The 15,384-nt window shown below is 59.8% G+C and carries 15 protein-coding genes; 3 read left to right on the plus strand and 12 right to left on the minus strand.

The window, feature by feature from the left end; all coding sequences use genetic code 11:
• The 12 genes from M3I54_RS37790 to M3I54_RS37845 all read right to left on the minus strand — a co-directional run.
• Nucleotides 1–672: NAD(P)/FAD-dependent oxidoreductase (locus tag M3I54_RS37790; RefSeq protein ID WP_254344957.1), on the minus strand; the 672-nt coding region annotated here is incomplete at its 3' end.
• 209 nt (nucleotides 673–881) lie between these two features.
• Entirely contained in the window at nucleotides 882–2,807 is a 1,926-nt protein-coding gene (cysN, locus tag M3I54_RS37795; RefSeq protein WP_254344958.1) for a sulfate adenylyltransferase subunit CysN, read from the minus strand.
• Complete coding sequence (cysD, locus tag M3I54_RS37800) at nucleotides 2,807–3,709, minus strand: sulfate adenylyltransferase subunit CysD (RefSeq protein ID WP_254344959.1); 903 nt, start codon at nucleotides 3,707–3,709, stop codon at nucleotides 2,807–2,809. Before cysD ends, cysN begins: the two co-directional genes overlap by 1 nt.
• A 24-nt stretch (nucleotides 3,710–3,733) precedes the next feature.
• Nucleotides 3,734–4,507, minus strand: a complete 774-nt coding sequence (locus M3I54_RS37805) for a 3'(2'),5'-bisphosphate nucleotidase CysQ (protein ID WP_254344960.1) — start codon at nucleotides 4,505–4,507, stop codon at nucleotides 3,734–3,736.
• Nucleotides 4,504–5,013 (minus strand): VOC family protein, encoded by a 510-nt coding sequence (locus tag M3I54_RS37810; protein WP_254344961.1) that lies wholly within the window; start codon nucleotides 5,011–5,013, stop codon nucleotides 4,504–4,506. Before M3I54_RS37810 ends, M3I54_RS37805 begins: the two co-directional genes overlap by 4 nt.
• Nucleotides 5,010–6,182: a sulfotransferase gene (locus M3I54_RS37815; RefSeq protein WP_254344963.1), complete on the minus strand. Its 1,173-nt coding sequence runs from the start codon at nucleotides 6,180–6,182 to the stop codon at nucleotides 5,010–5,012. Before M3I54_RS37815 ends, M3I54_RS37810 begins: the two co-directional genes overlap by 4 nt.
• Before the next feature lie 30 nt (nucleotides 6,183–6,212).
• Nucleotides 6,213–7,322 carry a DUF1214 domain-containing protein gene (locus M3I54_RS37820; protein ID WP_254344965.1) on the minus strand — a complete coding sequence of 370 codons (1,110 nt, stop codon included), beginning with the start codon at nucleotides 7,320–7,322 and terminating at the stop codon, nucleotides 6,213–6,215.
• A gap of 44 nt (nucleotides 7,323–7,366) precedes the next feature.
• A complete protein-coding gene (locus tag M3I54_RS37825; RefSeq protein WP_254344966.1) occupies nucleotides 7,367–8,389 on the minus strand; it encodes an alcohol dehydrogenase catalytic domain-containing protein in 1,023 nt (340 codons plus the stop codon).
• A 331-nt stretch (nucleotides 8,390–8,720) separates the two neighbouring features.
• Nucleotides 8,721–9,530 (minus strand): ArsR family transcriptional regulator, encoded by an 810-nt coding sequence (locus tag M3I54_RS37830; RefSeq protein WP_302059305.1) that lies wholly within the window; start codon nucleotides 9,528–9,530, stop codon nucleotides 8,721–8,723.
• Between the two features lie 220 nt (nucleotides 9,531–9,750).
• The gene (locus M3I54_RS37835) at nucleotides 9,751–10,569 is read right to left on the minus strand and encodes an SDR family NAD(P)-dependent oxidoreductase (protein WP_254344968.1); all 819 of its coding nucleotides are present in this window, start codon (nucleotides 10,567–10,569) and stop codon (nucleotides 9,751–9,753) included.
• A 112-nt stretch (nucleotides 10,570–10,681) separates the two neighbouring features.
• A complete protein-coding gene (locus M3I54_RS37840; RefSeq protein ID WP_254344969.1) occupies nucleotides 10,682–11,764 on the minus strand; it encodes an ecdysteroid 22-kinase family protein in 1,083 nt (360 codons plus the stop codon).
• A gap of 197 nt (nucleotides 11,765–11,961) precedes the next feature.
• Nucleotides 11,962–12,213 (minus strand): hypothetical protein, encoded by a 252-nt coding sequence (locus M3I54_RS37845; RefSeq protein WP_254344971.1) that lies wholly within the window; start codon nucleotides 12,211–12,213, stop codon nucleotides 11,962–11,964.
• On the opposite strand from M3I54_RS37845, the gene M3I54_RS37850 reads away from it, so the two are divergent.
• From M3I54_RS37850 to M3I54_RS37860, 3 genes are all read left to right on the plus strand, one after another.
• The gene (locus M3I54_RS37850; protein ID WP_254344972.1) at nucleotides 12,212–12,442 is read left to right on the plus strand and encodes a MarR family winged helix-turn-helix transcriptional regulator; all 231 of its coding nucleotides are present in this window, start codon (nucleotides 12,212–12,214) and stop codon (nucleotides 12,440–12,442) included. The genes M3I54_RS37845 and M3I54_RS37850 overlap by 2 nt on opposite strands.
• A 69-nt stretch (nucleotides 12,443–12,511) precedes the next feature.
• Complete coding sequence (locus M3I54_RS37855; RefSeq protein WP_254344973.1) at nucleotides 12,512–13,969, plus strand: acyl-CoA reductase; 1,458 nt, start codon at nucleotides 12,512–12,514, stop codon at nucleotides 13,967–13,969.
• A complete protein-coding gene (locus M3I54_RS37860; RefSeq protein ID WP_254344974.1) occupies nucleotides 13,927–15,354 on the plus strand; it encodes a hypothetical protein in 1,428 nt (475 codons plus the stop codon). Before M3I54_RS37855 ends, M3I54_RS37860 begins: the two co-directional genes overlap by 43 nt.
• Nucleotides 15,355–15,384: the final 30 nt, after the last annotated feature.

Consider the following 15,384-nt stretch of genomic DNA (forward strand, 5'->3'; position numbering starts at 1 on the left):
GATGCCGATGCCGTAGACCTGCGGATCCGAATCCTTGCCGAGCTTGAACTTCTCGTTGAGCTGGCGGCCCAGATGCCCGCGGCAGCCTTCGCAGAACAGCGTGTACTTCGCGTGCAGCTCCATGCCGAGCTGGAAGTTCCCGGTGGGCTCGCCGTCCTTGCCGACACCCAGGTTGCCGGTGGCGACGCCCTTGACCGAGCCATCGTCGTTGTAGAGCACTTCGGCGGCCGGAAAGCCGGGGAAGATTTCCACGCCCAGCGCCTCGGCCTGCTGGCCCAGCCAGCGCGTGACATTCGCGAGGCTGATGACGTAATTGCCGTGGTTCTTGAAGTTGTCGGGCAGCGCCCAGTTCGGCACAGATTTAGCCCCCGTTTCGGAAAGAAAAAGGAACTTGTCCTCGGTGACGGGCACGTTCAGCGGTGCGCCTTGTTCTTTCCAGTCCGGAATCAGCTCATTCAAGGCGCGCGGATCCATGACCGCGCCCGAGAGGATATGCGCCCCGATTTCCGAGCCTTTCTCCAGCACGCAAACGCCGATTTCAGCGCCTTTTTCCGCGGCCAGCTGCTTCAGGCGGATCGCGGCAGACAGCCCGGCGGGGCCACCACCGACGATCACCACGTCGTATTCCATCGACTCGCGTGGGCCGTATCCTCGCTGATTCCCTTCCGCCATCCCCACTCTCTCCCTGACCTCGTAGCGTCGCCATGCTCATTGGACTCTCGCCCGTTGAGGGCGCCGTCAACACGGGAATCGCTTCCAGCATTTCCCGTAAGTGACAGCGAGGAGTATATATAAATGAATGTCGTATAACAATATGAACGCGAGGAGGTGGTAACGGCGCTACATGGACGAGCGCGCCCATGCGCACGGCAGTCGCCGGCTCAGAGCGGCATGCCTCGGGACACGTCAAGGAAACCCATTGCCTGGAGTTTGTCGAAGATCGCTTCTACAGCCGCTTCAGGGGGAGTGCTCGTGGTGTCGATGCGCATTTCTGGGTTTAGCGGACGCTCGTAGGGCGAATCGATACCGGTAAAGTTCTTCAACTCGCCGCGGCGTGCCTTTTTGTACAGTCCCTTCGGGTCGCGCTGTTCAGCCACTTCGAGTGGGGTGTCGATGAAAACCTCAATAAATTCATCGTCTTCCAAAAGCTCGCGAGCCATGCCTCGCTCAGAACGGAACGGCGAAATGAAGGCAGTGATCACGATCACGCCCGCGTCGGCCATCAACTTCGCCACCTCGGCGACGCGCCTGATATTCTCCACTCGATCTTCAGCCGTAAATCCCAGATCCTTGTTTAACCCATGCCGGACGTTGTCGCCATCGAGCAAATACGTGCGCTTGCCCATTGCATGCAGGCGCCTCTCCAGCAGATTGGCGATGGTCGATTTTCCCGCTCCTGATAGTCCGGTGAGCCAAACAACGCCGCTTTGATGCCCGTTCAGCACCCGTCGTGCGCGTTTGTCGACCTCCAGGGTCTGCCAGTGGATGTTGCTTGCGCGGCGCAACGCAAACCGCAACATGCCTGCGCCAACCGTGTTGTTGGTCATGCGGTCGATCACAATGAAACCGCCAGTTTCGCGATTTTGCTCGTATGGGTCGAAAGCAATCGCGCGGTCAAGCTCAATTTCCGCAACACCAATTTCGTTCAGAGTCAGCCTCTCGCCGGCCACATGTTCGAGCGTATTGACATTCACCTTGTACTTTAATGGCGATACGGTTGCCGTAACGGTCCGCGTGCCGATCTTGAGCAAATAGCTACGTCCGCGCAGCATAGGCTCGTCGCTCATCCACACCAGTGTTGCTTCAAACTGGTCGGCAACCTGCGCGGGGGAATCGACCGAGGAAATCAGGTCGCCGCGAGATACGTCCACTTCGTCAGCGAGCACGAGCGTGACAGACTGTTCAGCGTAGGCCACGTCGAGGTCGCCATCCGCCGTCACGATATGGGCCACGGCGCTCTCCCGCCCCGAGGGATGTATCCGTATGCGCTCCCCCACACGCACCGCGCCGGATGCAATCGTTCCAGCGAAGCCACGAAAATCGAGGTTGGGACGGTTGACCCATTGGACCGGGAAGCGTAAGGGCTGTTCCTGCAAACGCGCCTCATCGATCTCGACAGTCTCGAGAAGATGCATCAATGAAAGGCCGTCGTACCACGCAGTCCTATCGCTTTTCGCTACGACGTTGTCGCCGTTCACACCGGAGATTGGAATGGCCACTACCCCTTGAATCCCGATCTTCTCTGCGAAGTCACCATACTCGCGCGAAATTTCTTCGAATCGTTCGCGCGAATAATCGACGAGGTCCATCTTGTTGACCGCGAGCACCACATTGCGGATACCAATCAACGACACAAGATAGCTGTGTCTGCGCGTTTGTTGCAGCACGCCCTTACGGGCGTCGACCAGGATAATGGCCAGATCGGCCGTCGACGCGCCCGTTATCATGTTGCGCGTGTACTGCTCGTGCCCTGGCGTATCGGCAACGATGAACTTGCGGCGATCGGTCGAGAAAAACCGGTAGGCGACATCGATCGTAATGCCCTGCTCGCGCTCGGCGGCTAAACCATCCAGCAGCAACGCGTAATCTATCTTGCCGCCCCGTGTACCCATTTTCCTGGAATCAGCCTCGAGCGCCGCGAGCTGGTCTTCGAACAGCATTTTCGACTCGTACAGCAAACGGCCGATCAGTGTGCTCTTGCCGTCATCTACGCTCCCGCATGTGATGAATCGAAGAAGGCTCTTCGTTTCGTGCTGCTTCAAGTACCTCTCAATGTCAGTTTCAATGAGGTCGGAGACGTGTGCCATCAGAAGTACCCCTCTTGCTTCTTTCTCTCCATCGATGCCGCCCCGTCATGATCGATGACGCGGCCCTGCCGCTCGGAGGTCGTCGTCAGGAGCATCTCTTGAATAATTTGCGTCAAAGTCGTGGCGTGCGACTCCACCGCACCGGTCAGCGGGTAACAGCCAAGCGTGCGGAAGCGAACCATCTTCTGCTCTGGCCTTTCGCCGGGCTCGAGCGGCATGCGGTCGTCGTCGACCATGACGAGCACCCCGTCGCGCCGCACTACCGGACGTTGCGCTGCAAAATACAACGGCACGATCGGGATATTCTCGAGGTAAATGTACTGCCAGATATCAAGCTCGGTCCAGTTCGAGATCGGAAACACGCGAATCGACTCGCCCTTGTTCTTGCGTGCGCTATACAGGCGCCATAGCTCAGGCCTTTGGTTCTTCGGGTCCCATTGATGTGTTGCACTACGAAACGAAAAAACACGTTCTTTTGCGCGCGACTTTTCTTCATCTCTACGTGCTCCACCAAAGGCCGCGTCGAAACCGTGCTTGTCGAGCGCCTGCTTCAGACCTTGAGTCTTCCAAACGTCGGTGTGGACTTGCGATCCGTGATCGAATGGGTTGATTCCGAGTGCCTTGGCTTCGGGGTTCTGGTGAACGATCAATTGCATTCCCGACTCACGTGCCATGCGATCGCGCATCGCGTACATGTCCTGAAACTTCCACGTGGTGTCCACGTGCAGCAGTGGAAACGGTGGCGGGGCGGGATGAAACGCTTTTTTCGCGAGATGGAGCATGCAAGCGCTGTCCTTGCCGATCGAATAAAGCATCACCGGGCGCTCTGCCTCTGCAACGACTTCTCGCATGATATGGATGCTTTCGGCTTCGAGCCGCCGAAGGTGAGTCAATGTAGGCATGAAAGGTCCTTCAAGAAGGGCGATTCACCGCGAGGCCGCGATAGCGGCCAGTATCGATTCCGCGATCTCGCGCCGGCAAATGAGCAGGTCAGGCATTGCGGCGTCTGCGCCGTTGTAGATGCACGGGCTTCCGTCAATGCGGCTCGCGTGAAGGCCGGCAGCGAGCGCGACACCGACCGGTGCGCACGAATCCCATACGTATTGACCACCCGCATGGAGATAGGCATGCGCCTCCCCACGCACGACCGCCATTGCCTTTGCGCCTGCCGAGCCCATCGGCACGAGTTCAGCGTTCAGGCGCTGCGCAACCTTCCGGGCCAGTTCAGGCGCCCGCGTGCGGCTAACGAGAATCTTCAACTGCCCTCGTGGCGCTGCGGGCAGGGTTGCCGGCGTGCCGGTTGAAAACGTCATCCCCAAAGCCGGAAGCGCGACCGCACATGCGTCCGGATTGCCTCCGACAGCTAGCGCGACATGGACCGCCCAGTCGTTGCGCCCTTCGATATGCTCTCCATACTCGCGAGTGCCGTCGAGCGGATCGATGATCCACACACGATCGCAAGTTAGGCGCTTCGGATCCGGCGCGGATTCTTCGGAGAGGAAACCGTCATCAGGGCGTACGTGGGCAATCATCCGCGCGATAAGTTCATTCGCCGTAGCGTCGCCGAGTGCACCCAGCGGTTTCCCGCCAAGCACCGCCGATGCGCGTATCGCGTTCAGCGCGGCGCCGGCCGCCGTCGCGATGCGAGCCGCGAGACGATGATCGTCATCTAACGTGAGAGTCTCGACGAGTACGTTCATCGCGCCGCCCCATTGCGCGGCAACTGTTCCATTCCTTTGAGGCCGGTGGGCGTATACCAGATGTGCTCGATATAGTGACCCAGCGTGGCGCGGTGATCCGTGTAGAAGTAGCGGGCGGCGCCCGGCGACTGGCCGTCGACGACGATGGGTACGCCTCTCGCAGCCATTTCCTCACGCTGCGTTTCGAAATCGGCTTCGCTTTCGATCAACTGGGCGAAGTGATGGTGGCGAATGGCGAAGCCGGTTTGAGGCAACGCATCGCGGTAGATACTATCGTCGCCCGAGAGCGGTTCGATCAACTCCAGTTGCGTCTGTCCGACAAACGCTAGCGCGATGTTCAGCTTGCAATGGCGCCCACCCATGGACTCGATTTCGATACCCGGCAATCGCGCCCATGCCGGAACGTTGTGTTCGGCGGCAAAGCGTGCAATCGCCTCGTCCACGTCAGTCGTGACATAAGCAATCTGAAGGAAGCCGGAAAACGGCGAAAGCGAAGGAGTCTTCATCTGTCGAGTCCATAGGTGGTCATGTAGCGGGAGAAACGCTCCCTGATCGCCCCCAATGCAAGACCGAATTCGTCGGGGGTGTAGCCGTGCGCACCATGAGCGCGCTCGGGGCTCTGCTTGACGCGCTTACGCATCGCATCTTCCGTTGCCGCGCTCAACGTAAAGCCGAAATGACCGTAGATCCGCCTTACCGTGCCGATTGGATCGGCCTGAAAGTCCGTCTGCCGGATATCGATGAACTGCTTCTTCGGTAAGTGTGTACGCGCCTCGATTGCTGCTTCGGTGGCGCGCGCCCAGTTCTCGACTTCCCGCCGGCCTATCTCGTGTTTGTCGACTCGCGCGCCTTCGGAGATGCGTCGCGCCATCGTCAGTACACTCGCGAGCGAAGGTAATGCCTGCATCGGATCGCGGTGCGTCTGCACGACACAAGCATCGGGAAAAACCTGGAAGAGCGCCGGCAATTGCATGATGTGGCCTGGATTCTTCAACAGCCACGTCTTCTCGCTATCGCGTGCGCCGATCAGGGCAATGGCCTTCGCGAAGTAGCGATATGTGGGCAACTCGCTTTGTTCGCGCCACCAGCCATCGTATTGGGGCGCGCGGAACGACGACCCCCAGAGGTTGCTGCAGAAACCCTGCTTGAGGATCTCGAGGCATTCATCCACCTCATCGGCCACGATGTTGTGCGCCGCGCGCATTTCAGGCGCGGCGTTAAAGAAGGCTTCGAGCCCGGCTGCGCTCGCCTGGAACTGTGCATGATCGCCCCACGTCTCCCGTGGGGGGCGGGGCTGCGGAAAGACCGTCAGCCATTTCTCCAGCCCCTGGAACTGAGGATCCACCGAGAGCAGCTTATGTAGCGCCGTCGTACCGCTTCTCGGTATTCCCGTGATGACGAGGGGCCGTCGCGGCACTCGCTTCAAGATGTCGGCATGGTTGCGTAGGCCTTCCACGAGCACCAGTCGGGAGACCAGTGCGCCGACCAATGCATTCCAGACGAACTCGCGTCCTCCGGGCACAAAGCGTGGACCGTCTTCGTCGAGGGCGATCAAAAGCTGCCTCAGGCCCGGCATGTACTCTGGGCCGACTCCGAAATCACTCAGGCCCGTAGCGCCACTCGCGGCGGCGTGCAACGCATCCTCAGCGCCCGTAAACCGTTGAGGCAATGACATGGGGTATCCTCCTCAAAGCCATTTGTACGCTTACCAACGCCGTCTCAACTGCGCACCGATGCGTCGTTCCCGCAGACGCTTCTCACGCTCGCTCTCGTCAACGAAGGGGGTATGCGCCGGAAGATGCTCGCGCACGTCGGCCAATCGCACACGTTTGAGCGTCGGAACAGGCTCCGAACTGCACGCATACCATCTGCCTATCGCAGTGCCCCGATTCGTGCCGCAGGTATCGAGCCAGTTCGGCACGCCTGGATCGCGATGAGCGATCACAGAGCGAAAGCGACCGTCGTCGTCAACGTGCGCCTGATACCCGTTGAGGCTGCTTTGATGATCGATAAAGTCGAGCGTATTGAAAAGCGCGTCGTTCAATTGCACGTTCCAATAGCGGTGCGTCTGCGGCAAAGCCGTTTCAAGGATCAATGCCTCGTCAGGCTCAAAGTCGAAAATAGCCTGCCAATAAGCCTGCTTCGCGAGACCACCGCCGAAAGCAAAAAACTCGAATTCATTTGTTTTGATACGCGCACGCAGTTGCTGCATATGCGTAAGCCAGCGGCGCGACAATCGGCCCGCATAGTCCATCAGCTCGCCGGTGCGCCGCGCGATCTCCTCATGCCCCATCGGCGGTTTTGCTAGCGGCGCATCAAGGCACTCGATGGCGACACGTGCGTCGCGCTCCTCACCCCACGCATAGGAACGCTGGCGCAGCATCGCAAAGTCGGCTTCGCCGTGCAGCGGCAGCCAGTTTCCATCATAGTCGGCAGGTCGTTGCGCGCTCAACAGCACCTCGAAGTGTCCGTCGCCGTCGATCTCCAAATCGTCGAAATCGAATTGACCGAGCGGCGGATGAAGCTCGTCGGTGGTGCCCATGATGCCGCGGCCGATATCGAGCGTCAGCAGATGCACGCTGCCGCGCTCCCCAACAAGCCGGTATCGCAGGCCGCCACGCAGCGGAGCGACGTAGTACGTGTCGTCGGGATTCGGCTGCAGCATGAATACCGAGTTCAGAAAGGGCAGCCAGTCCGGATAGAGAGGATCGGACTGGAAGTAGACGAAGTAAGCAAGCGCGAGATTCATCTGGAACTGACGATATAAATCAGCCCGCGTTTGAGGGTCGTCAGGTGTTTCGGTCAGTTCGAGCAAGCGCTCAGCCTCGGCGAGCTTGGAGAGATAGTCCCTCCACGATTTTAGTTGAGCCATGGGTTCACCATGACCTTGCATTGCGTCGAACGATTGCGCAGTGCTTCGAAGGCGTCTGGCAGGGCGTCAAGCGAGATGCGATCGGTAATCATCATCCGAGGTTCGACGTGGCCCGCGTCGAACACATTTGCGACGTACGCGAACTCCTGCATGCTGTACGTGACGGCGAACTGGATCCGTACTTCCTTCCACACCGCCGCGGCAGGAACGAATTGATCGGGGACCGTGCAGAAGCCAAGCACCACGACGTCGCCCCGCGGCTTGACACAGTGAATCGCCCGCGCAATCAGGTCCTTCTGTCCCGCGCATTCGAATACGAGGTCCGGTGCGCCTTCAAGTGCATCGGCGGCCATGACCGCAAGATCCTGCCCCGCTTCCGGCACGACGAACACATCGGCGCCCATATGCCTCGCGAGCGCCTCGCGGCGGCGTGAGGGCGCGGTCGCAACGATGCGACCCGCGCCGAGCCGCCGCGCCCAGAAAATTGCAGCAAGCCCTACGGGGCCGGCGCCTATCACCAGCACCTTTGTGCCCGGCGTCAGTTTCGCGAGCGCAACGCCGTGCAAGCCAACCGCCATCGGTTCGATGAGCGCGCCGTCTTCCATGCTCAGCGTCCTGGGAAGCTTCGTTGCGACGCGCTCCGCGACGACCGCGTACTGTGCAAAGCCAGCTGCGGCTCCCTTGAACTCTGCACAAAAGTTTGGCCTTCCCGCAAGACAGGTGACGCAATGGCCGCATCCCGCGAACGGGAGCGCCGTTACAGGATCTCCGATCTTTAGTTTCTCTACACCCTTTCCAACCGCAATGACCTCCCCGGCAAATTCATGACCCAGTGTCGAGTTTTCCGGAAGGGTGAAGTGCGGTGCGTGTCCGTCTGTCATGTGAAGATCCGATCCGCAAATCCCGCAGCGGTGAATTTTCAGCACGACTTCACCAACACCCGGAGCTGGATCTGCAAGACTCCTAACTTCCAGCGGTGAACCTACCTTCGTGAAATACGCAGCTTTCATCGATCGCATCTCCGTTTGGCATGAACGTCCTGCTCATATCGAACAACTGAATTTACTTTACTGGGAAAGTAATTGAATTCCACCAGGTGTTTTTACGGAGAGTGCGCGGAAAATCCGATTCCGCGCGTAGTGCCGCCAGGCAGTTGCACGGCGAGAAGATAGGCGACGCATGCAGTCGATCACGGCCGCGCGAATCGGGTGCAAGGAAAGATGAAGGAAGTAGCTGGCGAAGAATGCCGGCGTGAGACCTGCTTGTGGCTGTGGCCTGCGTAGCGAAGTGCTACAAAGCGTGACCTGACATCTAGACACGGCAGATGATGGACGAGAAGGATCAGGCGCGTTCGTCGCTTCTGCGTGCGGTCTCCGCATCGGCATAAAGCTGGAGTTCGCGCAATAGAATCGAGAGTGCAGCACGCCGTTCGGGCGCCATATGGCTGGATGCCACCCAGTCGGTTCCGTATGTCCCTTCACGGAGAATATTTTCCAGAACTTTGCGCGCTCGCGGCTTCATTCGCACAAGAATCCCGCGTCCGTCCGCGGGGTCCGGCGTTCGCTCCACCAGGCCCATCTGCTCCAGACGGCTAACGCACTTCGTAATGCCGCCAAGCGTCATTGCCAGAGGCTTCTGAAGCTGTGTCGGCGACTGCGTATATGGCGGCCCCGAAACCAGCAGCGCGTCCAGCAGCAACAACTCGGCAGCCAGTACGCCCTGGCTCGCGGCGGCCTCCTTGAGCGCCCGGTCTATGTGCGTCGACAGTCGAAGCAGTCGTTGCCCGATAAGATAGACGTTAGCGTCTTCGGCTGGCCATTCGCGCGCCCATGCCGCGGCTTGAGCGTCCAGGGCGTCGCCTGCCTGGGGGCTTGCCGCTGTCTGCAACGCAACGCACTCCGCGAGGAATTGTGCTTCGGCGTGCGCGCGCTTCGAGTAGAGCGCCTCGCCGCTGTCGTCATGAACCACGTCGACCCAGCCCGCCTCGTTCAGTGCGCCCAGGTGACTGAGCACACTGGCGCGCGATATGTTCAATTCGCGCGCCAGCGCAGGGGCGCTTTGCGCACCCGCGCTCAGCAGCGCCAACAACTGTCGTCGGCCAGCGTCCGCGAGAGCGGCAAAAAGCGAATCGGCAGTCTTGCGAGCACCCATACCATCGTCGATCGGTCAAGACCCGCGTGCCAGATGGCGAATGCTCGTAACGAGCCATGGGCGAAATGACGTGGCCAGTAACTCTGCAGCTCACGTCAGCGCCATACAGGTGCCGGTTCCTGTAGCGGGGTCATTTCGGCAACGCTAAGTTACCAGAAAACCCCGCCCGGAAAGCAACACAACAGAATGGCGCGCGCATGGCTCAGCGCATGCGCTCCAACTATTGTCCAACCAGATCATATGCGGCAAGGGCCGCGACCTCCGTTACGCCGCCGTCCACCGGCAAGCATGTGCCGGTGATGAACCGCGATTCATCGCTCGCGAGAAAGAGCGCGGCAGACGCAACATCCCACGCGTCCCCTTCCAGTGGGAGCGGCGCAATCTTGCGGCGGCGCTCGCGCGCCGTTTCGTTGAGCATGCTCTGCACCATGGGTGTAAAGATATGCCCCGGCGCGATGGCGTTGGCGCGCACACGATCGCGACCGTACATCACCGCTAACTCCCGCGTGAACGCAACCATACCGGCCTTCGACGAGCCGTACGCGGCCGACCCGTGGCTGCGTATGCCAGCAACCGAACTGATGTTGACGATTGCTCCGCCTCTGCGCGCCACGATGTGCGGCACCGCACTCCGACTCATCAGAAACGCGCTCTTCAGGTTCACATCCATCACACGGTCCCACGACGCTTCGTCGATGTCCTGCAACCGTCCCGGCGCACCCGATATTCCGACGTTGTTCACGAGTATGTCCAGGCCGCCATATCGCTCAACGGTCTCTTCGACAATGCGCGCGCACACGGCGGCGTCCGTGATGTCGCCGGTACAGACGAACCCCTGTCCGCCAGATTCGGTAACTAATGCGAGCGTTTCAGCCGCCCTCTCATACTGCTGATCGACGAGGCAAACCGAAGCGCCTTCCGCCGCAAAAAGGCACGCAATGGCTTTGCCCGTGCCGTAACCCTGGCCGAGCGACCCTGCGCCGGTGACGATCGCGATCTTGCCGCTCAAACGCTGATAAAAGACTTTTGGAGAAGGCATGCTGTAATCGAATGAGGTATGTTGCTCGCCACCCAAAGCGTTCGCGCGGGCTCAGGCGGCATTTTCAGCCAAGCTTAGTCTCATGAGGCCGATAATGCAACAAATGGTTGCATTATCGGCCTGTCGCACCACCCGGACCGACTCTGCCGTGATCCACCAATGCCGCGCCAAAGCGCGCCGCGTAGGCCGTGTTCACCGCCTCCGTCTGGAAGCGTGTCTCGTTGATGGCGAAGATGAAGTAGCCGTATGCGAGGTCGCGTCGATAGTCCTCCCACGCTTCGTCGAACGTAGGGGCCTCGACACCGCCAGCTACTAGTCGCGACAAATAGTGTTCGAGCAGAGGCCGCTCCCACGCGCGACGATCTTCGATATCGAGCGCGCAGCCTATGTGATAGGCAACTTCAAGGCTCCAAGGCGCCCGGCTGACCTGAGCATCGAAAAAGCCTGGCGTGCCGTCGGGCTCAACGAACAAGTTGCCCAAATGCGTATCGCCGTGAATGAGACATACGGGCCTGCCTTTGTGCTGGCAAGCAATGTCTGCGAGGGCCGCCACCATCCAGTCGCGGTCATGCAAGTACCGGCTCACAGCAGCCGCTCTTGGCAGCGAGACATAGTGAGCCCACACATCCGGTACCAGATAGCGATTCTGATATTCCAGCGACCAGTCTGAAAAGCGCTCCCCCACCCAATCGAAGCAGCCCCCCGCTTTGAATTCCGAACTGTTCCAGGTTTGTGCGTGATAGCACGCCATCGCACTCAAACGACGCTCCACCTCTTCATAGCTTTGCGGTCGCTGCGCGCTGCAAAAGCGAGCCTCGCGCTGCTCAAGGTCTTCCATCACGACGATGGATTGCCAGTGATCGGGATCCGCGCCCGCATAGAAGCATTTCGGCGCATTCATATTTATGAATGGCAAAACCTCGCGATAGAACCGCATTTCGTTACGGTACATATCCTTCATGGACTCGCTGTGATCCTGAAAGCCGCCTTTCACGATCATGCGCGATGGCAACGCCATCGCCCTGCCCACATCGTTGTATTCGAGCGCCACGCGCACTTTCGTCGACGTGCCAGGCAGCACGGCTACCTGGCTGCACGAAATCACTTCCACGCCCGGACAGCGGAACGCGAGTGCGGACGTAAGCCAGTGCGCGCTCACGTCTTCTACTGTGACCGGCAACGCCATGTCACTCATCACAGCAAGTGCAGACAAGATTTCCCCCTCGCGATTGAGATACGAAAGACGCGTGCGAATCGTCGCGCAGAGGGTCGTCCAGCCGCAACATGGGGAAAACCACACCTCGCTGGTCGTTGCATATTTTGAATGGCGTGCATATAGTTGCCTCGAATTGCAGATACTTTTTTGGCAGGCACCCGATGAACCTCGTTGACTCACCCAGCCTGGCGCATGACTTCGCCGGTGCCGAACCAGCAAGAATGCTGGCCCCGGAGGAATACCGAACGGAAGAAAGCGTGGCCTTCAAGATGAATCTGGTTCACCTGCTGCTCGGCAGCGAAATCGACCGAAAGCTCGCCGCCAGCAGACTTTCCGCGCTCCAGTGGGGCATCCTGAAAGCGCTCTACGACGCGCGCGCGCACGCCCACGGCGCTCTGCCGCATCCTTCTCGCGGACAGTGGCGCCATGACCCGCAAGCTCGACTCTCTGGAGAAACGCGGATTGATCGAGCGAATCCGAAGCATTTCCGATAGACGCAGCGTCGAACTCGCATTGACGGTAAATGGTCGTCAATTGCTGCGCGAGACCCTGCCGCACATCGTCGAAACGAGCAACCGACAGCTTCTCGGCTTCACGATGGACGAAGTCGCAACTGTCAAACGTCTTCTCGAGCGAATGATCGTCAACCTGAGCTGAACGGCGACGGCCATGCCCGAATTGAGCGCCAAAGCTCAACGCTTACCTCAATTGAAAAAGGAGCAGTTCATGGAGCACACCGAATCAATCGCAAGGCAAAGCGGGACGCCGACGCAGGCGCCGGCTAGCGAGCCGCTGCCAGTTCCGCATGTGTACCGCGGCCGCATGGTTACAGGAGACGCGATCAGGCACGTATCGCGAGATCTCGGTCAGGGTTTCGCCACGCCCAGAATCGAACTAGACGACCTCGTCTGGCCGCGTGCCGAATCGGGACCTGCGTTTGATGTACCCATCGAGCAGATCGTGGATTTCCTCGTCGAACTCGGTCCTCGCCTGCATCTCGACGTCAATCCGCTCATGCAGGCCGCGCTTGAATCGATGATCCTGGTGAGTCCCCTTGGACGCCGGATCCTTGAAAACTGTTATCGGGACATTCCGAACCTGTTTTTACGCGAGGTGATCGAGGACGAGTTGCGTGTGAGCCTTGGCGACGCGAGGCTCGTCGACGGCTGGGTGGAACGCACGCTGCGCGGTCGCCCGAGCCGTCTGCGCGCGTTCCCGCCGAGGCTCGTTCATATTCTGGCGGGCAACTCGCCCATGGTTGCGGCCATGACCGTCATGCGCGCCGCGCTGACGAAGGGCGTGCACCTGCTCAAGCTGCCGTCGAACGACCTGTTTACGGCCACCGCGATTCTGCGCACGATGGCCGAAATCGACCCGGGCCATCCCGTCACCCAGTCGTTTTCGGCCGCTTACTGGCGCGGTGGTGACGAAAACGTCGAGTCCATTCTCTATCGCCCGCAGTACTTCGACAAGATCGTAGTCTGGGGCGGCGACAGCGCGGTACGTCATGTCATGCGCTACGCGGGACCAGGTCTGGAACTGGTTGCCTTCGACCCCAAGGTGTCCATATCACTGATCGGGCGCGAGGCCTTTAGCTCCGACGAGGTTCTGCGTGAGGTCGCGCGGGCGGGCGCCGCCGATGTATTGTCGTTCAACCAGGATGCATGCAACGCGAGCCGCTATCAGTACATTGAAGGCGACGAAGACGACGCCGACCGCTACTGCGAGCAACTTGCTCTCGCACTCGGCGAGGATTACCGCTACGGCGACGGACAGGGACCGCTGGTGCCGAGCGAAATTCGCGAGGCAGTGGACGTATTGCGCGAGATGGAGCCGATTTACCGCGTGTTCGGTGGCTATGACGGCAAAGGCCTCGTCATTCGCTCGGACGAGATGGTTGACTTCCATCCGATCTGCAAGACCGTCAACGTCATTCCGGTGGGCAGTTTGCGCGACGGGGCACGCTACGCGACGGTCGCAACGCAGACCGTCGGGATCTATCCGCCGCATCGGGTAACCGAGGTGCGCGACGCCCTTGCATGCGCAGGCGTACAGCGCATGGTCGCATTGGGCGAATCGATTTCGGATGGAGTCGGTGGCTACCCCCATGACGGCATGTTCCCCATCCACCGATTCATGAAATGGGTTTCGGAGGAATCGGGGCCGAACCAGGAGACGCGATAATGCATGCCCTTTCTTCCCTTCTGCAATTTACCAATCTTCAGGACCCCTTCCGCAACGCGCCCGAGAACCTGCAAGTTGTTCAACTGCAAGCCGTCCGGGAGCGCTTCGCGCAGCGGCGTCGACAGATTCGCATTCTCGACAAACGGGCCAGCGAGGCCGGCGTAACGGAACTGGGAACGCTGGACGACGCCGTTCCGTTGCTGTTCGCCGACGCCGTCTACAAGAGCTATCCCGATTCGTTCATCGAAAACGGCAAATGGCGTCATCTCACGGCATGGCTTCAGACGCTTACCACAAGCAAGATCGATGGACTCGATTACGGTAAGGTCGACAATCTCGACGACTGGATCAACGAGCTGCGCCGGAACGGCCACTATGTGATGAGTTCGAGCGGCACGTCGGGCAAGCAGTCATTCATCTACCAGAGTGAAACAGACCGTGAGCTCGGCTGGCGCCTGCTCGACCAAGGTATTCGCTGGGCGGCGAGCAGCATGCGCGATCGGTCACGTCGCTATCCCGCTTACCTTTTGACGCCCGCTTCCGGCTCCTACACCGGTACCGAACGCATGGCGAAATTCGCTGAGTCTATTGCCCTGCCCAGCGATATTCATTACATGTCGGACGTGCCGCAAAGCGCTGCCCAAACCACACGCATGGCGCGCATGCGGCGGGCGATTGCGGACGGCACCGCACTGCCCAGCGCGATCGAGGCCTTCCAGAACGAGAATCGTGAACGCACCGAGCGTGTGCAAGCCGACTTCCGGCGCTTCATCGACGAATTGCTCGAACGGCGCGGCGAACCGATGTTCATCATGGGCATGATGGGCATGCTCTACCAGATCGTTGCCACGGCGCGCGAACGCGGCATTCCCGACGGCGATTTTCATCCCGACACGATCATCAGCATCGGCGGCGGCAAGAAGGGCGCGAATTTACCCGAAGATTTCCAGCAGCAGTGCGAACGCTTCTTCAATTTCAACGCGACCAATTTCAACGATGGCTACGGCATGGGCGAAGTATCGGGGTTCTGCCCGTGGTTTCATGAAGCGAAGGCGTGGACAGTGCCTCCGTGGCTCGTCCCGCTCGTGCTCGACTCAACCGGCGAAAAGCTGCTGAATCCGCGTGACGGAAAAGGTGTTGTCGAAGGACGGCTTGCAATGATCGACCTGCTTGCCGATGGCCGTTGGGGCGGTGTCATTAGTGGAGACAAGGTCACCATGGAATTCGGCCACGGCATCGACGGCGTGCGAACACCCATCATCCGCGACGTGGTGCGCTACAAGGATCTGCCTGGCGGCGACGACAAGCTGTCGTGCGCCGGAACGATCGACGCCTATGTTCGCGGAGAGATCGCGGATATGACCGAAGCTCGTACGGCCAAATGAGCCAAATCTTCCCAATACTACGCAGACCTT

The organism is Paraburkholderia sp. CNPSo 3274, from assembly GCF_024206475.1.
Lineage (GTDB): Bacteria > Pseudomonadota > Gammaproteobacteria > Burkholderiales > Burkholderiaceae > Paraburkholderia.